Origin of the sequence: Levilactobacillus fujinensis, from assembly GCF_003946335.1 — a bacterium.
In the GTDB taxonomy this organism is placed as follows: Bacteria; Bacillota; Bacilli; order Lactobacillales; family Lactobacillaceae; genus Levilactobacillus; species Levilactobacillus fujinensis.
Map to the genome: position 1 here is coordinate 23,087 of NZ_RHNX01000018.1, position 21,625 is coordinate 44,711.

The 21,625-nt window shown below is 45.0% G+C and carries 15 protein-coding genes; 7 read left to right on the plus strand and 8 right to left on the minus strand.

Annotation, left to right across the window (positions count from 1 at the left end; all coding sequences use genetic code 11):
* Positions 1 to 24 precede the first annotated feature (24 nt).
* Positions 25 to 1,308 carry an ABC transporter substrate-binding protein gene (locus EKM89_RS07820; RefSeq protein ID WP_125687348.1) on the minus strand — a complete coding sequence of 428 codons (1,284 nt, stop codon included), beginning with the start codon at positions 1,306 to 1,308 and terminating at the stop codon, positions 25 to 27.
* Between the two features lie 987 nt (positions 1,309 to 2,295).
* Here EKM89_RS07820 and EKM89_RS07825 point away from each other — a divergent pair.
* Together EKM89_RS07825 and EKM89_RS07830 are read left to right on the plus strand one after the other, a co-directional pair.
* The gene (locus EKM89_RS07825; RefSeq protein WP_225421847.1) at positions 2,296 to 3,750 is read left to right on the plus strand and encodes an alpha-N-arabinofuranosidase; all 1,455 of its coding nucleotides are present in this window, start codon (positions 2,296 to 2,298) and stop codon (positions 3,748 to 3,750) included.
* Positions 3,751 to 3,953: 203 nt separating this feature from the next.
* The gene (locus EKM89_RS07830) at positions 3,954 to 4,835 is read left to right on the plus strand and encodes a helix-turn-helix domain-containing protein (protein WP_164510544.1); all 882 of its coding nucleotides are present in this window, start codon (positions 3,954 to 3,956) and stop codon (positions 4,833 to 4,835) included.
* Between the two features lie 57 nt (positions 4,836 to 4,892).
* Here EKM89_RS07830 and EKM89_RS07835 read toward each other — a convergent pair whose 3' ends face one another.
* On the minus strand, positions 4,893 to 6,008 hold the full coding sequence (locus EKM89_RS07835; RefSeq protein WP_125687352.1) for an ABC transporter ATP-binding protein: 1,116 nt from the start codon (positions 6,006 to 6,008) through the stop codon (positions 4,893 to 4,895).
* 399 nt (positions 6,009 to 6,407) lie between these two features.
* On the opposite strand from EKM89_RS07835, the gene EKM89_RS07840 reads away from it, so the two are divergent.
* Together EKM89_RS07840 and arfA are read left to right on the plus strand one after the other, a co-directional pair.
* Positions 6,408 to 7,388, plus strand: a complete 981-nt coding sequence (locus tag EKM89_RS07840) for a glycoside hydrolase family 43 protein (RefSeq protein ID WP_125687354.1) — start codon at positions 6,408 to 6,410, stop codon at positions 7,386 to 7,388.
* A gap of 24 nt (positions 7,389 to 7,412) precedes the next feature.
* Positions 7,413 to 8,903, plus strand: coding sequence for an arabinosylfuranosidase ArfA (arfA, locus tag EKM89_RS07845; protein WP_125687357.1), 1,491 nt, complete (start codon positions 7,413 to 7,415; stop codon positions 8,901 to 8,903).
* A 151-nt stretch (positions 8,904 to 9,054) separates the two neighbouring features.
* On the opposite strand, the gene EKM89_RS07850 is transcribed toward arfA, so the two are convergent.
* Together EKM89_RS07850 and recQ are read right to left on the minus strand one after the other, a co-directional pair.
* A complete protein-coding gene (locus tag EKM89_RS07850; RefSeq protein ID WP_125687359.1) occupies positions 9,055 to 11,301 on the minus strand; it encodes an ATP-binding cassette domain-containing protein in 2,247 nt (748 codons plus the stop codon).
* Between the two features lie 142 nt (positions 11,302 to 11,443).
* On the minus strand, positions 11,444 to 13,216 hold the full coding sequence (recQ, locus tag EKM89_RS07855) for a DNA helicase RecQ (protein WP_125687361.1): 1,773 nt from the start codon (positions 13,214 to 13,216) through the stop codon (positions 11,444 to 11,446).
* Between the two features lie 439 nt (positions 13,217 to 13,655).
* Between recQ and EKM89_RS07860 the strand changes: the two genes are divergently transcribed.
* Complete coding sequence (locus EKM89_RS07860) at positions 13,656 to 14,096, plus strand: MarR family winged helix-turn-helix transcriptional regulator (protein WP_125687363.1); 441 nt, start codon at positions 13,656 to 13,658, stop codon at positions 14,094 to 14,096.
* Positions 14,097 to 14,227: 131 nt separating this feature from the next.
* Here EKM89_RS07860 and EKM89_RS07865 read toward each other — a convergent pair whose 3' ends face one another.
* Positions 14,228 to 15,103, minus strand: coding sequence for a tyrosine-protein phosphatase (locus tag EKM89_RS07865; RefSeq protein WP_125687365.1), 876 nt, complete (start codon positions 15,101 to 15,103; stop codon positions 14,228 to 14,230).
* Between the two features lie 214 nt (positions 15,104 to 15,317).
* Between EKM89_RS07865 and EKM89_RS07870 the strand changes: the two genes are divergently transcribed.
* Positions 15,318 to 16,055, plus strand: coding sequence for an ion transporter (locus EKM89_RS07870; protein ID WP_125687368.1), 738 nt, complete (start codon positions 15,318 to 15,320; stop codon positions 16,053 to 16,055).
* 201 nt (positions 16,056 to 16,256) lie between these two features.
* A complete protein-coding gene (locus EKM89_RS07875; RefSeq protein ID WP_125687370.1) occupies positions 16,257 to 17,660 on the plus strand; it encodes a C69 family dipeptidase in 1,404 nt (467 codons plus the stop codon).
* A 41-nt stretch (positions 17,661 to 17,701) separates the two neighbouring features.
* Here EKM89_RS07875 and EKM89_RS07880 read toward each other — a convergent pair whose 3' ends face one another.
* From EKM89_RS07880 to EKM89_RS07885, 3 genes are all read right to left on the minus strand, one after another.
* Positions 17,702 to 18,256 carry a GNAT family N-acetyltransferase gene (locus EKM89_RS07880; protein ID WP_125687372.1) on the minus strand — a complete coding sequence of 185 codons (555 nt, stop codon included), beginning with the start codon at positions 18,254 to 18,256 and terminating at the stop codon, positions 17,702 to 17,704.
* The gene (locus tag EKM89_RS14075; RefSeq protein WP_164510545.1) at positions 18,249 to 18,422 is read right to left on the minus strand and encodes a hypothetical protein; all 174 of its coding nucleotides are present in this window, start codon (positions 18,420 to 18,422) and stop codon (positions 18,249 to 18,251) included. Before EKM89_RS14075 ends, EKM89_RS07880 begins: the two co-directional genes overlap by 8 nt.
* A 600-nt stretch (positions 18,423 to 19,022) precedes the next feature.
* Positions 19,023 to 21,557 (minus strand): M1 family metallopeptidase, encoded by a 2,535-nt coding sequence (locus EKM89_RS07885; protein ID WP_125687374.1) that lies wholly within the window; start codon positions 21,555 to 21,557, stop codon positions 19,023 to 19,025.
* Between the last annotated feature and the right edge of the window lie 68 nt (positions 21,558 to 21,625).

A 21,625-nucleotide genomic window follows, 5' to 3' on the forward strand; every position in this document is an offset into this window, starting at 1 on the left:
GATTCACACTAACTAGTTAACTGCTTAGTTACCACTTAATGTACTATCAATTTGTTTAGATGCAGACTTCATCGTACTCGTAGTATTGCTCCCAGCCAAGACTTTTTCGATAGATGGGTTAATCACGTTAGTCGTGATATTACTCATGTTCTTGTTACCTGGGTAGTATGGCTTAGCATACCCAATTTGCTTGTACATCGTGGAAACAAGTTTATCAGCCTTGATATCCTTGTTAGCAGCGACAGACTTCAGGTATGGTGCACACTTGTTTTCAAGGCTCCACTTCTTGCCAATCTTAGTCGTGTTCCAGTACTTAACAAATGAGTAGATAGCCTTGGTCTTGCTATCACTAGTGCTGGTAGGAATACCAAATCCAACACCATCCAAGATGGCCTTCTTGTCACCTTGCTTAGCCTGAACCAAAGTACTCATTCCGTAATCAATGTTGTTCTTCTTCAAACCGGAGTTCAACCAAGGACCATTGATGTAAAGACCCAGAGAACCAGCAAGCATTAAGTTATCAGCTTCGGCACCGGAAATGTTCTTAGGACCAACGCCGTCTTTGTAAATTAATTGTTGTAAGTAATCAAAGCTCTTCTTAGTAGCTGCAGAGTTCAAAGCAGACTTCTTTTCGCTACCATTCAACAATTTAGCACCGTTATCTTGTAATAAGTTGTACATGATAGCGCTACCATCCTTAGGCATTGCAAACCCTTGGGTGTTGTTGCCTAACTTGGAGATCTTCTTAGCATCAGTTGCTAATTCAGCCCAAGTCTTAGGTGGGTTGTTAGGATTCAAACCGGCCTTCTTAAAGAGCTTCTTGTTCCAGTAGAGGTACATGCCTTGTACTTGCATAGGAACGAAGTAAGTCTTCCCATTGATAACCCCTAAGTTCCGGGCAGTGGTTTCGAAGTTAGACTTGTCAACGCCGCTTTGCTTGTAGAAGTCGCCCATGTCCTTCATCGTGCCATTGGCAACGTAAGAAGCCATGTCACCATAGTTCATAGCGACAAAGTCAGGTGCTTTCTTAGCAGTGATACCAGTTGGTAACTTCTGGTTGAAGTTATCCCAAGTCATGATATCCATCTTGACCTTAACGTGGTCTTTGTTAGTCTTGTTGTAATCTTTAACAATTTGCTTTAAAACGTCCCCGTCAGTTGATGTGAAGCCGTTCCAGAAAGTAATAGTTGTAGTCTTGCTTGAAGAACTACTGCTACTTGACTTGCTGCTTCCACATGCTGCCAAGCTGACACCTGCTGCTGCGATTGCAGCAACAACGCCAAGCTTTTTCATTAAGCCATGTCTCATGATTTACACCTCTATGATTAGTAGTTAATTCCAATACCTTATATGATAGTGGTTTCGCTCTCAGACACGATCATCCATTAACCCCTAAATGCTGATTGACCATCATATCCGTTATATGTACTTAAAAATAATAACTGTACTTTATTGCAATGCCCCTATCATATTTAGAACTTTGCTTGAACAGTAATCTCCGATTGAAGGACCCCCTTGTAATCTGTCATGGCCATTAAACGAAAATTTGATTGAACTTCAGCATCCTCATTGCTAATGTTCTCACAAGTCACCCCATTCAGTTCCCACGATTTCCCCATTGTCTGCGCATTAACGTTGGGTATTAATCGTTGTTACTTTCAGTGGCACGTCCAATGAACGAACGATTCAGCAATTTGTTAGCCCCAGCAACTCCTGAGTTTAGAAAGCAATACTACAACTTTCTAACTAACTCCTTTGCCTTATCCACGTACAAATTTAGCATAAATTGTAAGCGATTTCAATAGTTATACGGAACAATTTTGGATTTTGATACTTTATATACTTACTAATAACGACGTTAACCCCACTAATCATACCGGTTACGGCCAATAAATAAGCATACTAAAATTTCCAAAAAATTTATATTTTTTCAATCTAATTCTCGTTTTAGCTCAGCAGAACCTCATCATTTTTGGGAATTTAATGGCTGACTACCTTGATTTACCACTGTTTATGTCCTATTTCACTATCTAAACGACAGAACATTTGATGAACCTTCTATTCGGTATCTTAGTTCATACCTTGCTTACCGTTCTTATTCAAACCAAAAAAATTCGTCCGAAATGCTGCTAAACCCACGTTTAAGTCCCATTTATTCAATCATCTAGTTGACGCTTTCTTGATTGAAAGCGCTTTATATAGTAATATTTGTTCAGACATATTGTTTTCCGTATAAATGTTGTCCGAATAAAATAACTATATTCAAACTAATCTTATCTTATAGGAGGTCATATCTTGTCTCATATCTCAATTGACGCTCACAGACAGCGTGGCAAAATTAGCAAATATATTTATGGTCAGTTCTCTGAACACCTTGGCCGCAGCATTTATGGTGGCTTATGGGTTGAACCTAACTCAAATATTCCTAACATAAATGGACTACGCACTGATGCCATCACTGCCCTAAAGGCCATCAAGGTTCCGGTCTTACGCTGGCCTGGTGGTTGTTTTGCTGATACCTACCACTGGGCTGATGGTATTGGTCCGGCCGATAAGCGAAAAAAAATCGTAAATACTAGTTGGGGCAGTGTTGTCGAAAATAATCACTTTGGCACGCATGAATACTTCGAGTTACTTAACCAATTAGGTGCCGACGCTTATGTAAACGGTAATCTCGGCAGTGGCACGGTTCAAGAAATGTCTGAATGGGTTGAATACATGACCTTCAACGGAACTTCACCAATGGCCGACCTACGCACAGCTAATGGTCACAAGGATCCTTGGCATGTAAAGTTCTTTGGTGTAGGTAACGAGAGTTGGGGTGGTGGCGGTAACATGCGTCCCGAGTATTACGCGGACCTTTACCGACAATATCAAACCTTCCTCACTAGTTATGATTCGGACTCCCCCCTTTACAAAATTGCTTCTGGTCCTAATGTCGACGACTACCATTGGATGGATGTATTGATGAAAAATGCCGCTCCTTACATGGACGGTATCAGTTTACATCACTATGCACTCGCTTCTGCCTGGGAAGACAAGCGTCCTGCCTTGGCCTTCCCTGAGGCTGAATGGTTCTCCTTAATTAAGAGTGCACAAAAAATGGATGAGCTCATTACTAAACACAGTACCATCATGGACAAATATGATCCTGAAAAACGTGTTGGTTTAATCGTCGATGAATGGGGCTCTTGGCTACGTGCTGAGCAAGGAACCAACCCTGCATTTCTTTACCAGCAAAATACGATTCGTGACGCCATGATTGCTGCTATTACGCTGCATATTTTCCAAAAACACGTCGATCGGGTTCAAATGGCAAACATCGCCCAGATGGTCAACGTACTACAGTCTATGCTGCTAACGGACGGTTCAAAAATCGTTAAGACACCAACTTACTATATCTTTAAAATGTTTCTTAAGCACCAAGATGCTATTGCGATGGATACGCTTGATGATTTATCAGAAACGACCAGTGCCTCAATTTCTAAAAACAAGGATGGTTACTTCGTCTCGCTTTGTAACTATGGCTTAACTGCAACTGATACCATTACGGTCGATATGGATAGTCTCATCAGTACAGTCAGTGGCGAAATGTTACGCGGAACAAAGATGGATCAACATAACGACTTTGATCACCCTGATGAAGTTTCCCCTGAAAGTTTTACAGCTATCACCCACGATTCTCACCAATTAACCGCTAAAATTCCACCAATGAGCGTTGTGACACTGCAAATAGATACTGTTAACTAATTTAATTCAAAATAAAAGGGCCCACGTAAATTGACAATTTCTTTGGCAATTAGGTTTACATGGACCTTTTGCGTTACCATTAGAGATAGCAATTTTTATTTAGCATCATCACATTATGATTTATGATTTATGATTTATGATTTATGATTTATGATTTTTAGGATCACACACCTTAAATATATCTGAAGGGAATGAATCTTACCGTGGAGCTCAAAGATATTATCAGTATTTTCCCAGATGCACAGCTACAACCAACGCCTAATCCAGATGCGGCTTATCTGAGTCTTCCAGTTGCGGCACAGTGGCTGAACATCCCCCGTACCAACCTCACCTCCCGTGAAATCACTTTGCTCCAACTTATGATAGATAAGGCGGCCATACCACGTACTAAAACAGCTAACGATCACACTTGGTTTCGTCGTCTCTTTTTAGGTGAAAAAGTTTCTCAACAACAATTAAAAAGTCAACGTGTTCGTGTGATTCAAATCAACCTCGTTAGCCATGACAATTCCATCCCGGTCAACAATTGGTTGGATGCCTTTAAGACAATGTTCAAACAACCTTTCCTAGATACCTTCCTTATTAATAATCATGAAGCAATCGCGATTGAGCCACTTGGTTCTAAAATATATGATAATGATAATTTTCTTGGGATTAGCCAGGCATTAGATAGTGATTTTTACTGTAGTTCCAAGATTTATGTTGGTCAATATTGGCAGAACGATAATACGATTGAGCAGCTCTTCACCAACGAACGAAATTTGTTTAAGTTTCAACTACAGCAAAACACCAGCGACCGGCTGTTCTCCATTTCAAATAGTATTCTCAAATATTACTTTAAAACGCAACTTAGCCAAAATCCCTTGATTCTAAAAAGCGATTCAGAATTATTCAATATGCCGGAAGCAAAAAAAACCATCACCACTCTTTATCAAAACGGTGGCAACGTTAGTAATACCGCTAAAAAGATGTTCTTGCATCGTAACACGCTACAATACCGCATCAAGAAGTTTCAGGAGACAACTGGGTTCAATCTAAAAAATATGGATGATCTACTCTTTTGTTATCTTTTAACTTTTCAATAATCACCAAAAAGGATAGTGAGCCCCCACGATGGGAACTCACTATCCTTTTCAAAATCTTTAATCCATGTAGTCTACAGACAGTTCAGAATCCTTATCAAAGTAATGTGCCTTGTTCAAGTCAAATCCCATCTTAACGTGGGCACCTGGCTTTTCAAAGTCACGTGCGTTAACCTTCGATACAAACTCAGTATTCCCAACCTTACTGTACAACTGAGAGTCAGCACCCAGTAATTCAGAAACGATAATTTCTGCATCAACTTCGTTTTCAGGGAAGGCTTCCAAGAAGGCATTCTCAGTATGAATATCTTCTGGGCGAACACCCAAAATCAATTCTTTACCGTCATAACCATGCTTAACTAAGTTCTTTAGACGACCTTCTGGAACGCTGAGATGTAATTCGCCCTTTTCATCGGTAACCACACCATCCTTCAGTGTAACGTTGAAGAAGTTCATGGCAGGTGCACCGATAAATCCAGCAACAAAGGCATTAACTGGCTTATCATAAACTTCAGAAGGAGTCCCTACTTGTTGAACCTTTCCATCACGCATAACAACAATCCGATCAGCCATCGTCATCGCTTCGGTTTGATCATGAGTAACGTAAATGGTCGTCGTTCCTAAGTCTTGGTGAAGCTTAGCAATCTGAGCACGCATAGAAATCCGTAATTTAGCATCCAAGTTAGATAATGGTTCGTCCATTAGGAAGACAGGTGCATCACGCACAATTGCCCGGCCTAAAGCAACCCGTTGCCGTTGCCCACCAGAGAGAGCAGCTGGCTTCCGGTCCAAATATTCAGTTAAGCCAAGGATATCGGCAGCATGTTTAACTCGCTTATCAATATCTTCTTTAGACTTCTTTTGAATCTTCAATCCAAAGGCCATGTTACCGTAAACCGTCATATGTGGATACAAAGCGTAGTTTTGGAAGACCATGGCAATGTCCCGGTCCTTAGGTGCCAAGTTGTTGGCAACTTTACCATTAATAACGAGTTTCCCTTTAGTAATATCTTCCAAACCAGCAATCATCCGTAAGGTCGTTGACTTCCCACAACCAGAAGGCCCGACGAAGACCATAAACTCCTTATCCTTAACGTCAAGGTTAAAATCTGTTACGGAGTAATCATCTGCCCCGTCGTATTCTTTATAGATGTGCTCTAGGTTAACTTCAGCCATTATGTATAACATTCCTTTCAAAATTTATCTGTACTTAGTATATGATGAAAGCGCATTCAGATAAAGTAAATAGTGAACAAAATCATCCGGACACTTTGGCAAAAGTGAACAAAGATATTGATAAATAAAGAATTTCAAATAATTGTTCGGATACATTTTTCTTACGTGGAACTCTCTAAATACAACAATTTTTTAACTCTAATAGTCCTTAATCTTCACAACAGCCACACTTTAACTTCAATATTAAAGAATAATGTGGGTTTATCCGGAAGATAACAGTTGTTAGTTGACAGCGTTTTCATACGGTTGTATATTTCAAGTGTACGTATTTATTAGCATTTATTGAAAGATGTATTCTTTAAATGCTTACAAATATTTCTAAAAGGAGCGATTAATCTTATGGTACAGGCACAAGACTACATCAACCCACTAATTGTTCAGCGGGCTGACCCGTACATTTACAAGCACACTGACGGCTACTATTACTTTACAGCCTCCGTCCCTGCTTACAACTTAATCGAGATTCGCCGGGCAAAGACCTTAAATGGTTTAGCAAACGCTGCCCCCCGTACCGTATGGCGGAAGCATCCAGATGGCAGTGGCCCAATGAGCCAACTGATCTGGGCTCCCGAAATTCATTACATAGACGGCAAATGGTTCATTTACTTCGCCGCATCCCATACCAAAGAATTCGATCACAATGGTATGTTCCAGCATCGAATGTACTGTATCGAATGTGACAGCGCCGATCCCATGCGTGACGAATCCGACTGGGTAGAACGTGGTCAGGTTGAAACTCCACTCGATACCTTTGCCCTTGACGCTACCGTTTTCGAAGCTCAGGACAAGCTATATTACGTTTGGGCGCAGAAGGATCCTGCTATCAAGGGAAACTCCAACATTTATATTGCTGAAATGGAAAATCCTTGGACGCTGAAGACGAAGCCGGTCATGCTGACCAAGCCTGAGTACGACTGGGAAACCAAGATTTTCTCGGTTAACGAAGGTCCCGCTATCCTACATCGCAACGGTCGCTTCTTCTTGACCTATTCGGCCAGTGCCACCGACGAAAATTACGCCATGGGAATGCTGACGGTTCCCGAGGACGCCGACTTACTTGACGCTTCAAACTGGTCCAAGTCTAAGACCCCCGTCTTCCAAAGCAATTTACCAATTCAACAATACGGCCCTGGTCACAACTCATTTACAGTCGCAGAAGACGACCAGACCGATATGCTAGTCTACCACTGCCGGAACTACACCGATATCAAGGGTGACCCGCTATATGACCCGAACCGTCACACCATGGTTCAGCCGTTCACGTGGAACGACGATGGCACACCTAACTTTGGCAAACCTGTTCCCTACAATTACAAGTAATCATTATCTAATGGAGGTTTTTTCATGCAAGGAAAATTAACCGTTGATCCCAGCAATCAAATTTCAAAAATTGACGACCGGGTCTACAGTGCTTTAATCGAACATCTTGGCCGCGCCGTTTACGACGGCCTTTATAACCCAGGAAATGCTAAATCTGACGAAAATGGCTTCCGTCAAGACGTCGTTAAGGCCGTTAAGGACCTAAATATCGACTTAATTCGTTACCCTGGCGGAAACTTTGTCTCCGGCTTCAACTGGGAAGATAGCGTTGGTCCCAAGGAAAATCGGCCAACTCGACTCGACTTAGCTTGGCGGAGCATTGAGACCAATCAATTTGGTCTCCACGAATTCATGAAGTGGACCAAGCAGACTGATACTCGTCCTGACATGGCCGTTAACTTAGGCAGTCGGGGCATCGATGCTGCTCGCAACCTTATCGAATACTGTAACTTCCCTGGTGGCACGTACTGGAGCGACTTGCGGAAGAAAAACGGTGCCGACAAACCCTTCAATATCAAGACTTGGTGTCTGGGTAATGAAATGGATGGCGACTGGCAGATTGGCCACAAAAATGCCGAAGAATATGGTCGCTTAGCCCACGAAACGGCTAAGGTCATGCGGCTCGTTGACCCTGATATCGACTTGGTCGTCAGTGGAAGCTCCACGCGTGAGATGGCAACGTTTGGTAGCTGGGAAGAAACCGTTCTCGACCACACCTACGATGACGTCGATTACCTTTCTCTTCACCGATACTATGGTAACGAAGAGAATGATCTGCATAACTTCCTAGCCAAGTCAGTTGATTTTGACGAATTTATTGGTGGCATCGTTGCCGTTTGTGACGCCGTTAAGGCCCGTAAGCACAGCGATAAGACTATCAACTTAGCCTTAGACGAATGGAACGTTTGGTACCACTCCCACAAGCAAGACGACGAAGCAACACCCTGGCAACAAGCACCTCATTTGTTGGAAGACCACTATAACTTCGAAGATGCTTTGATGGTCGGTACCATGTTGATCACCTTGTTAAAGCACGCCGATCGGGTCAAGATTGCTTGCCTCGCCCAACTGGTCAACGTCATCGCACCAATCATGACGGACGACAACGGTGTCTGGTTACAATCTATCTTCTTCCCCTTCATGCAAGTCTCCAAGTATGGTCGCGGGGTAGCTTTAACGCCTAAACAAGAATCCACAACCTACGACAGTAAGGACTTCAAGGATGTTCCTTACTTGGACAGCTTAGCTGTTTACAATCAAGAAGATGATGAAGTGGTCATCTTCGCTGAAAACAAGGGTGAAGACACCATGAACTTTAGTACCGACCTGCGTGACCTAAACGCCAAAGAAGTTGTTGAAGCAACTCAATTCTACGGCTATGACATCAAGCAGACCAACGAAGACCAGCAGATGGCTATTCAGCCAAATAACGACGTGCAATTAGACGGTAACGTCTTGCGTACGACGCTACAGCCTTTATCTTGGAACATGTTCCGAATCAAAGTTAGCGACTAGTCGTGGCTTATGTGACGGTAGGACGTTCTCAGATTTAAGTGCAGCCCACTACCGGTTGTCACCCGTTGCATCCAGGCCTAGGTTAATTGAATCGATAAAAGAGGCGATGACATTTTTCAGTCATCGTCTCTTTTCGTCGTTTCAATTAAGATTAAAGGTAATCAGCCGTTACCGATTGCTTCGCGGTGTGGATGCCACTAGCCGGTCCCTCGTAGAGCACTTCGCCCCCCTTGGCACCCCCATCCGGACCAATGTCGATCAACCAATCGGCACTTCGCATCACATCAAGGTTATGTTCAATCACGATGACTGTATTGCCTTTATCCACTAACTTGTTAATAATTCCAATAATCACCGTAATATCTGAAGGATGTAATCCGGTTGTCGGTTCATCCAGAATGTAGATGTTTCCCCGCTTGTTGAGCTCCTTGGCAATCTTCAAGCGTTGACCTTCACCACCAGATAGTGTGTTCAGTGGCTGCCCCAGTGCCAGGTATCCTAAGCCAACCTCGAGTACCCGTTTTAGCTTAGTAACGACCTTGGTGCCCTTAAAGAATGTCGCCGCCTCTTCAATGGTCATGGCCATAATCTCAACAATATTCTGTTGCTGATACTGATAGGTTAGGACCTGGGGGTCAAAGCGACCGCCATGACACAGGGAGCATTCTACCGTGGCATTTTCCATAAACGATAGGTTCAACTCAACCACGCCCTTACCCCCACACTGCGGACAAGCGCCCTTCGAGTTGTAACTAAACAGGCTATCACTCACACCGTTCTCGTCGGCTAACAGTTTCCGAATATCATTCATCACACCAATATAGGTGGCCGGGTTCGATCGGCTGTTGGCGTGCAGCGGCCGCTGATCGATGCGAATCGCCGCTGGGTGTTCCGGCGCAAAGACCTGTTCCACTAAGGTACTCTTGCCGGAACCGGCCACCCCCGTCACGACGGTAAAGAGGCCCTGGGGGACATTTAACACGGCATCTTTCAGATTGTGCAGCCGACTAGGTTGACTTGAAATGAACTGCTTAGGCATACGCGGGTGCGCGTTGACCGGCAAGTGGCGCAGCAGGTACTTCCCAGTCAACGTTTCGGATGCTAGCAGCTCCGGGTAGGTCCCCGTGAAGGTGATTTGACCGCCATGGGTTCCCGCCTTGGGCCCCACATCAACAACATAATCCGCAACTTTAATCACATCGGGATCATGTTCAACGACGAGCACGGTATTCCCCTTACTACGCAATTTGATTAACAGTTCATTTAATCGGTGGACATCGCGTGGATGCAGTCCCGTACTGGGTTCATCTAAAATGTAGATCAAATTTGTTAGGCTGTTGGCCAGGTATTTAACCGTTTTGACACGCTGCGATTCCCCACCAGATAAGGTTGTCGTCTCTCGTGTGAGGCTAAGATAATCCAATCCCACATCGATTAGTCCTTGGACCCGTTCTCGAATACTCCTAATTAATCCCATCATCCGTTCGTCAGTGAATTCATTCAACGCGATTACTAACTGGTTTAATTGCATATCTGTCAGATCAAATAGGTTATATCCGTTAATCTTAGACGCCAACACCTGTGAATTATAGCGTTTTCCTTGGCAATCTGGACAGGGACTCATGGTCGCAAATTTTTCAATCTTCTTACGCGCACCTTCACTGATTCCCTGACTCATCTTCAAGTTTTGGCGGTAGAATTGCTGCTCAATGCCTTCAAACTTAGCTTTCAACTGAGAACCCCGATAATGCACGGTAACTTCAGTTGGCTCGCCATTTAACAATAACGCCAATTCGTCGGCCGTAAAATCTTTGACTGGCTTATTCAAATCGAAAAGTCCGGTATCTACTAAGATTTGATAATAATAGGAGGTCGCATTGTAACCTGGCAGTTGAATAGCGCCATCAGCGAGTGACTTACTTTGATCTAAAGCCGCGTCCAGCTGTAAGACGTAGGTTTTCCCAATTCCCTCACAGGTTGGACACATCCCTGCTGGATCATTGAAAGAAAAGGCATTGCTGGCCTGACCATATTGTGGCCGGCCAAATCGTGAAAAGAGAATGCGAAACAAAGCGTTAATATCACTAACCGTTCCCAAGGTTGAACGCGCATTGCCCCCCAATGGCTTTTGGTCGATCACAATCGCCGTCGATAAATTATGCACCTCATCAACGTCTGGTCGGTGATAGTGGGGTAAATAGAGTCGCGTAAAACTATCATATGTACTGTTCAGCTGACGACCAGCCTCTTGAGCAATCGTGTCGAACACAATGGATGACTTTCCAGAGCCAGAAACCCCAGTAAACACGGTTAGCTTGTTTTTAGGAATCCGGAGACTGATATTCTTCAGGTTGTTCTCACGGTCATTTACAATCTCAATAAATTCTGGATCTGACATGGACATAACCTCCATCTGATTGGCTTGACGACACAGCGGAGTTCTAGATTACCATAGTCAAGACCCTAAACAAAGTGAAAAGGCCTCGAAAATCAAAAGAAGCAGAATGGTTGAAAAACCATCCTGCTTCTTGCTTATAAATTCACTTATTTTCCCGAATAACATCCATAAATGTCTCACCATACTTCTCCAACTTACTCTGACCCACACCCTTCACGGAGAGAAACTCTTCATCATCCGTTGGCAATACTTCACACATGCCATGCAAGGACTTGTCAGAGAAGATTACAAACGGTGGCACGTGTTGCTCTTCGGCTAAACTACGCCGCAACTCGCGAAGCTTACCAAATAGTTCGTCATCCTCCGGTGCTAAACGCTTAACTTGTCGAGCCATTTTACGATAGACCTGTTCTTCGCCCTTCAGGACTGCCGCGCCGTTGGTTGTAACTTGTAAGGTTGGATATTGACCACCCACACTCTGCAAGTACCCCGCCGCCGATAGGAAGTCGATTAATTCACCGACACTCTTTTGGCGCTGTCCCTGCATGATGCCATAAGTTGGTAACTCTTCCAAATGATTTTCTCGAATTCTTTGGTTATGAGCACCCGTCAAGACCTGGGCCACAATGCCCTTGCCATAACGTGCCCGCAGCCGTACGACACACGACAACACCTTTTGTGCTGCTGTCGTCACATCCTGTGCTTCACGATCATCCAAACAGTTGCTGCATCTGCCACACGGCTTCGATTCTTCACCGAAATAATTTAAAATAAACTGCTGCAAACACCCCTGCGTATTGGCATATTGACTCATGACCTGCAATTTGTCATACGAACGTTGTCGGTGCTCCTCATCCATTTCTTCCGATTGATCGATGAAGAACCGTTGAATCTGCAAATCCTGCGCCCGAAACAGTAAAATTGCTTCACTCGGCAGACCATCTCGCCCAGCACGGCCTGCTTCTTGGTAGTAAGCCTCGAGCGTTCCAGGAACTTGCGCATGAATAACAAACCGCACATTACTTTTATCGATACCCATCCCGAAAGCATTGGTTGCAACCATGACTTGAATTCGATCATATAGGAAGTCTTCCTGATTTTGCCGTCGTTTCTCATCTGGTAATCCAGCATGATAAGCGGCCGCCTGAATGTGATGGCGGGTTAACATCTTGGTCACGCGTTCGACTTCTTTTCGTGTACTGGCATAAATGATGCCCGTTTCGCCAGCATTAACTTTTAAGTACTCTAAAATATAACGGTCTGTGTCTTGATTTTTGACCACTGTTAAATTGAGATTGTCCCGGGCAAAACCCGTATTGACCTCATTTTGTGGCGCAATGTTTAATTGTTGGCGAATATCATCCGCCACCTGTTCCGTGGCCGTCGCCGTAAGTGCTAGAACTTGTGGTTGGGTAGGCAGCTGTTCAATCGCTGTACTCAATGCAAGGTAACTGGGACGAAAGTCATGCCCCCATTGCGAAATACAGTGCGCCTCATCTACCGCCAACAGATCAATCGGTAGTCGACCCAATGCCTGAATAAAAGCCGCCGAATCCAAACGCTCCGGTGCAACATAAAGTAATTTGTACGCACCATCGTGCAGTGCCGCCAGTCGCTCCTGAATTTCGGGCCATTCCAAGGAACTATTGATAAAGGTGGCTGGAATTCCGCTGTCATTTAACGCATCGACTTGATCCTTCATCAGTGAAATCAGTGGCGACACCACTACCGTAATCCCATCAAACAGCATTGCCGGTATCTGATAACACAGAGACTTTCCCCCACCGGTTGGCATGATAGCTAAGCTACTGTCGCCCGCCAGCACGTGTTCGATTACTGCACGCTGACCGGGACGAAACTCATCGTAGCCAAACGTTGTTTTTAATACTTGTTGTGCTGCCGCTAAATCTAGCATGACTGCTCCTTAACTGAATCGTTTCTTCTTTATATAGTTTGAACTCAATATTTCTATTTTAAATGCTCAGACGACGTAATACAACCGAACGCCCTGTAACTTTTCCCCGTAGTCTGACATAAGCATCGCAATTTTTCTAAATTCCACTCATAATATTCCGACATTAGCATAAAAATTTTTTATAATAAATCACCCGCTAAATCGAATCACAAGCACCCTCACAATTCGAGTAATGTGGCTAGTTATTACCTATCGCTGATAGGAGCCGTGACGCGGAAAGATGACGATTAAGGCTGTTTGTAGCCATTATAACAAGCTAACTATTTAGTTATTAATTAAAACCACATCGTCTGTAATGTTCACCAAATATAGTTGACAGCTAAGATAAACTAGCTTATAGTAAATTAAATCGTACGCAATCGAATTGGAGTGATCGTGCATGGAAACTGACGATATGACCTTAACCAATCAACTATGTTTTTCGGTCTACCACGCTAGTCGCCTATTTACCAAATTTTATAAACAGGCACTAGCACCATTTCAGCTCACTTATCCACAATACCTGGTTTTGCTTTCCTTATGGGAAGAAGACCGGCAGCCACTGCATAAGCTGGGTGAACGACTCGACTTTGGAAGCAATACGCTGACACCTTTATTAAAGCGAATGGAAACGAATGGTTGGTTGACGCGCAGTCTGCCAGCCACCGATCATCGACAATTGATCGTCTCCCTGACGGAACAGTCACGGGACGCGAAACCGGAAATATTTGCTACTATCCATCAATGTGTTGTACGACAACACGTTGACATCCGTAAATACAATGACGCTTTAGCGATGAACCGTGAACTGATTGCCACGCTGCAAAGGATGCTCAAGTAATTTCATCGACATTGGGTCACACAGCGAAATTTTCCATTAAGATAGTTTTGTATTCCTATCGTACAATCTAAAAGAAGGCCTGAACAAGTCATCGTTCAGGCCTTCTTTGGAGGAGTTTACGTTTTAATAAGTTACTTCGTCAAATACATTGCGCGCAATTGTGCCTTCTTATGAGCATTTAAGCCAATCTGCGTCTTCAAAAAGTTGTCAACTGAACCATACTTCTTGTCAATCGTCTTGTATGCAGCGTTCAAGTAAGCTTTCTTGACTGCCTTCAACCGACGGAAGTTTGCTCGGGCGTCCTTGTTCGTCGTCAATTTATCCATAGCGGAGATTGCAATCTTGTTTTCCTTAGCCAGATTATGATTAGAACGTAAGTATTCCTTCATGATCGTCTGCTTGCTGACACCCATCGCAGACAAGAAGAGCATGGCACCGATCCCGGTCCGGTCTTTACCATCTGTACAGTGGAAGAGCGTTGACCCATTCTTTTGTTTGAGTAACTGGTTAAAGAAGACCTTATAGCCCTTGATTGAAATCTTGTCACTTACCAAACCTTGGTAAAATTCTGGCATGTGGTTGGGGTCCATAGTTGCTAGCTGTTGGGCAAATTCTTCTTGTGAGTTTCCCCCAAAGTTAGAGTCCTTAACGACACCATCTTTGATATATTTTACGTTAGCAATCTTAACGTCAGGTGTGTTCTTAATTTCATTACCAGAACGGAAATCAACCACCGTTTTCAGCTTATACGTTGACTTAATGACCTTAACATCATTTTTCGTGTAGTTGATCATCTTGTTCGAGCGAATAATCCGATGGGCCTTGATTCGGTGACCATTCTTGGTCTTGATACCGCCCATGTCCTGAACGTTGCTAGCACCCTTTAAAGGAATTTTCGTCCCATAAACCGTTTTACTTGCCGCATTAGCAACAACTGGCGCGCCCATGCTCCCGAACAGCATTGTTCCCAATACAACGGTTAAGCCGGTCTTCATCATATGATTCATCTTTTGTTTCCTCCCCGAGATATGTATCTCCTCCAGTTGTAAACGTTACCATAATTTGAATACCCCGTAAAGGTTTTATCCATATTTTATATTACAATTATGAACTAGATTGGTCGACAATTGGTATAGTTAGCCTACTTCCACTACCGAGTCATCCCCTTACCCGCCAACAATTCAGCATGTCATACTTAACATGATTAAGGGGGTGAGCCACATGAAACAGTGGCAGAAAGCATACACTATTGGCGTCGTCATTCTAGCGCTCTGGTCCATTATATTAGCCATTCTCGACTTCTCCAACCTCATTCACATTCAGGAACTCCCTTGGTCCGTGATGGACGATGGCATTCTAGCCATCTTTACCGTCGACTACATCGTACGGTTTGGGCGGGCCAAACAAAAATGGGTCTTCTTCCGACACAACATTTTCGACCTGCTCGCTATCATTCCCTTAAATACCATTTTTAGTTTCTTCCGTCTAGCACGAGTCACCCGCTTATTTCGACTCGTCCGGCTATTTCGCTTCGTACGTTTGGTCGGTTTCATTGGCAAGCTACGCCACACCTTGAAACGCTTTTTGCGCACCAACGGGTTCATTTATTTAGTCTGGGCCTGCATGGCAATTCTGATTCTGGCCGCCACCCTTTACTCCTATGCCGAACACGTTTCCTGGGGAGAAGCGCTCTGGTGGGCCATTGCCACGGCCACCACGGTAGGCTACGGCGATGTCGCACCGCACACGGCTATCGGCAAAGTTGCGGCCACAATCCTTATGCTAGTGGGCATCGGCTTTATCGGTGCACTGACCAGTACCATCACGACTTACTTCGCCAATCGGGGTAAGTCGTCTGAGTACCAACGGGTGACCAGGCAACTAGCGACAATCGAAAAACAGAATCGGGAGTTACGTGACCTCCTACAAGAATTGCGACAAACCAAAGATGATGACTGAAGACTGGCAGTTCCAAAACATCTAATATGGCCGTTGTAACAGCGATATTAGGATTAAAACTGGGAATTGTGGTACTCACCGCAGTCCCCTTTTTACTGGCAAAACGTCACTGTTCGCCACTCCCCTCGCAACATCTACGCAACCACTTCTCTTCCACCACGCTTCAATGATATAATACGGGTTAAAAGGAGTGCTGCATTCATGGAAAAACGAATTAAAGGTTCATGTACTACCATTTTGGTTGGGAAAAAGGCGTCACTCGACGGTTCAACGATTATTTCTCGGAACGACGATGGTCACGAAGCCCTCGACCCTGAAAAATTTGTCGTGGTTAACCCTGCCGACCAGCCACGCGATTACAAGGCCGTTATCAGTGGCGTCGAAGTTAAGTTGCCCGATAATCCACTGCGTTATACGTCCATCCCAAACTCAATTCTAACGAATGGTATCTGGCCAGCCGCTGGTATCAACAGTGACAACATTGCCATGTCCGCTACTGAAACGATCACGACTAACTCTCGCGTCTTGGGTATTGACCCTTACGTTGCTGGTGGTATCGGTGAAGAAGACTTGGTAACGTTGGTCTTACCTTACATTCACAGTGCCCGCGAAGGGGTTGAACGTTTGGGTAGTCTCTTAAAAGAATACGGGACCTACGAACCAAACGGGATTGCCTTTTCCGACAACAACGAAATCTGGTGGCTAGAAACCATCGGTGGCCACCACTGGGCTGCTAAGCGGATTCCAGATGATGCCTACGTTGTCGCTCCTAACCGGATGAACATTGACTTCTTTGATTTCAGCGCCGACGACACTCTGGCTTCGGCTGACCTGGAAGACATGATTGCATCCTACAGTTTGAATCCTGATTTCGACACGGTTAATCTGCGTCACATCTTCGGGAGTGCTTCCACCAAGGACACGGTCTACAACAACCCCCGTGCCTGGTTCGGTCAGAAGTACTTCTCCCCAGATGTTGAGCAGGACCCTCAGGACCAAGACCTGCCATTCATCTGCCACGCCAACCGCAAGATTTCCATTGAAGACGTTAAGTATGTATTGAGTTCTCACTTCGAAAACACAAAGTATGACGTTTACGGCGACGGCTCTGAATCTGACAAGACAAAGTTCCGCCCAATTGGGATCAACCGGAATCACGATGTGCACATTTTACAGATCAGAAATAACGTGCCCGACAGCATTGCCGGTATTCACTGGTTAGCCTTTGGTGCCAACACGTTCAACACGGTCGTTCCTTTCTACGCTAACGTGGATGACACGCCAGCCGTTTACAAGGATGCTGATGGCACGTTTAACTTGAATCATATGTACTGGTTAAGTTGCACCACGGCCTTGCTGGGTGACACGGACTACGACCTATACGTCGACTTCCGTAACACCTTCGCCCTGGAAGCCATGGGTGCATACCGCAAGATTCAAAATGACACGGACGCCGCTATTAAGAACGGTGCCGACGTTAAGCTTCTGAAGGACGCTAACGAAAAGTTGTCCAACGAATCCTTCTCCCGTCAAACCAAGTTACTTGGTGACATGGTGACATTTGGTTCAGAACACATGAAGTTGCGGTACAATTTAAACGATTAAAAGAAAAACCCTCCTCAGTCTGGGGAAGGTTTTTTTTATTGTTAGATGACATCACGAATATCACGCATTGCGATAAATAAAGGATACGTCTCCGGAAAAACGGCTACACGATCGTAATTCATATGCAAATACTTGAATCCAAAATGTTGATAAAACTCGACAGCACCCGGTAAAGCTGATACTTGAACACCTGAGACACCAATATTCAGTTGGTCTCTGGCTATCAAGATATCTTGAAATAAACTTTTTAATAGCATGGTACCATGTCGTTTTCTTTGAAACTGCTTATCTACACCTAACCAAGTTAGTTCAATTGCTGGGAAAGGAATTATTGAAACGTCATTTCCCATCGTCTCAAGAGTACCAAGCAGTGACGCATCATACGGATTCTTAACCTCAACAATACTTGCTGCCAAAGAGTAAAAGCCAATAATTTTCTCTTGATCCTCCGTAAAGAATACAGTGGTTGAAAAAATATCTCGTTGTTCGCGGTTCACTGCATTCCGATATAAAAAGTCATCTACAACACTTTCCCCACTAGTAAAGTGCTTCAGCGACACACCACTTGGTAACTTACGTATATTGGTCTTATACATCAAAATTGGCTCTTCTTAATGCTGCTGATATTTTATCAATCTCGTGCTGTTCATTAACCGTACGTTCTTGGTTTTGGGGGGCAAGCAGGTTCATAACATATCTCAGTTCTTTCCTACTTTTGACTTCAATCACTTGTTTTAAATCATTACTTTCAGTCACAGACATTTGAATTTCCCCCTTAATTTTGTATTCAGTTTAACTCTGCTCGGAAGTCTATCTACTACAGAATCTTTACGTTCCACCAAGCATAACTGTCTAACCCCATAAGTGTATAGCACAACCTCAAACTAATCGAAACAGATGGCCAACCGCTACATCAGCAATTGAGCACCCGTTTTCTTTATAATTTCAGTCACTAATTAAACCGTCATCATCCACAACAGCACATGTAACCACTAAGGCGCCACACCCGCTTGCACGTCAACCTAAAACTTGGGCTCATACTCAAAACCTAGCTTCTTATAGTAATCCAGCTTGCTAAAATGAATAAGAGCCAGCCCGCCCCCAAACCTTAATCGATCGAAAATAGTTCGCTATCGCACCCATTCGTACCTCGCTTTCGGCCAACGTGAAAGCACGCAACCCCGACATCAACGAGTCATCCACTTCGTCGGGGTCACGTGCCTAATTTGTCGTCACTTATAGTTGCATTTAGTATAGTATAACCATCGTTGTCGTGGGGATAACCGTCACTGTTCCGTCGCCTAGTAATCGTCAAAAAGCCCACTGAGAATTATTTCCCCAGTGAGCTTTCATCATGACACTTTACTTTACAGCTTGTGCAACGGCTTCATTCACAGCCGTCTTTTCATCCTCAATCAAGGCGACGCGAGTTTCGATGACCTTGGTATCCATCGTTATTTCCCGGGTTAACCCTGGGGTGTTCAACTTCGGTTCGAAGAAGGCCTTAAATTCAGCCAATCGTTCTGGTGTATGGAAAACGCCAGTCGTCACGGTAATGTACGTGGTAAATTCCATGTCGCCACCAACCGTGTCTTCCAACCATTGCCAGTCATTTCTGATCCAGTCCCAAGCGGCTTGTTCGCCTTTAGAATTGTTCAACACACCGCGGTACCAAGCCCGCAAGTCTTGCGGCTTAACGGTATCAGCATCTTCAAAGACACCAATCAATTTGGCAAGCAGCGCGGCGTCTCCCGTCGTTGGCAAGGCCGCAGCGAGGTCCGCCTTGTAGCTGGCATCGCTGGACTTCCGATAGTCATTCAAGAGCTGATCGAAGATTGTCGCGTCGCTAAAGTTCTCCACTTCATTGGCCAAAATGAAGACCCGCACAGATGCCGGCAACCCAGCTAAGTTGTCTTGATTGGCAACGAAAAGCTTGTGGGCAGCTGCAATCGATTCCGGATTTTTGGCGTACAAGGCCGCGTTCAAAACAAATGGCCGCGTTAATTGGTCATCATTTGATTCGTCGGCTTTAGGCGTCCAGCCCAACCGGTCGACTTGCTTAGCACTCAAGCGGTCAAACAACGTCCGTAAGGCTTTCTCTTCGGCAGAATCTGGCGTCACAAACTTCCGTAAGTTCCCAGCAACGCCGTAAAGCACATCGTTAACAACCGTAGAGTGGCTAACGCCAAAACGACTCAGCAATGGCACAATTGCCGCGTAAGAAATTTGCCGACCCTCAGCCAATAACCGTAAGTCTTGGAGCAATTGTAACTGGGCAATGGCATCCAAGCCGTCCAGGTTGGCCAAGATGTCTTGTAACAAGGTGTCGTCGTACTTCACGATGAAATGCGAGTTGTTGCCGACATTTAAGCGGAAAGGCTGACCATTCGTCTGTCGCAATTCGGCGTAGTCACCCAGGGTCACGGACTTGTCTGCCAAAATTTCAGGAACAGCATCGTAGTTCCCATTAAGAGGGACTTGCCATTGCCGGCCAGCATCCTTACCTTCGCCGACAAAGAATTGTTGTTGGGTGATGGTCAATTTGCCATCACCCACTGCGGCAGAAACGACTGGATAACCAGGTTGTTCGAGCCAAGAGTTCATGATCGCCCCAACATCCATACCAGAAGCGGCGCCCAGAGCAGCCCAGAGGTCGGCCCCGGTGGCGTTGCCATAATGGTGGGTCGCGAAGTAGTTCTTCAGACCAGCCCGCAAGGCATCGTCACCGATCAAGGCCCGAACCATGACCAACATCCGTGCCCCCTTGGCGTAAACGATGGCACCGTCGAACAACGCGTCGATTTCGGCTGGATCTTCAACCTGCACGTGAACGGATTGGACACCGTCCGTGGCATCCCGTTGCAGAGCCATTGGCGCTTCAGACGTCTGGAAGACTTCCCAGATGTGCCAGTCGGGTTCGATCGCGTCGATAGCAACGTATTCCATCATGTTGGCAAAACTCTCGTTCAACCAGAGGTCGTCCCACCACTTCATGGTAACCAGGTCACCGAACCATTGGTGAGCCAGTTCATGGGCAATAACCGTAGCGACCCGTTGCTTCGTTTCAAATGACGTATTGTCGGGATCTAAGACCAGGTAGGCTTCCCGGTAAGTAACCAGCCCCCAGTTTTCCATCGCGCCGGCTGAGAAGTCGGGTAAAGCCAACTGCCAAGAATGCGGGAGTGGATATGGTGTCTGGTAGAAGTCTTCGTAAAATTCAATGGACCGCTTAGCGATATCCAAGGCAAAGTCGAGTTCCTTAGGTTGGTGAGCTTTCGTGGAGAAAACGCCGACCTTGACGCCACTCTTAGTGGTCGTCAACTTGCTCTGCATTTCACCAAAAGCAAAGGCAATCAGGTAGGAGGACATGCGAACCGTGGTGTCAAAGTAGTGAACGCCATTAATAACCTTCACTTCGGGCATGTTACTGATGACGGTCTCGCCTTCATGTTCGTCAAACTTGATAGCGAGGTCAAACGTAGCCTTGGCTTCGGGTTCATCGACACAAGGAAAGGCCTGACGGGCAGCGGTCGTTTCAAACTGTGTCCCGATCAATTCCTTCTTTTCCCCGTTAAGTTCGTAGTAGGAGGGGTAGATTCCCATCATGCTGTCGGTCAGAGGCGCAGTGAAGTCGATGGCAACCGTGGTCTCACCGGTCTTGCCCAGGTCGATGTGAATGCCTTCGCTCTGGTCATCAAAGGTAAATGGCACGTCCTTACCGTCGGCTTTAACGGCGCTAATGGTCATAAACTTCTGATGAATCGCGATGCTAGTCTGTTTAGCATCACCGGTAATGGTGGACGTCCCGGCGATTACTTTCGTCGCCCGGTTGATATCGAGGTACACGTTGTAATGTGTCGGTTGGAAAAGTTCGTAAAAATGTGTGGATTCTGCCATATTTTTCTCCTTAAATTGTTAGAATAAACTCATTATACGACAATTGGTTGCGAGACGCCACGAATGAT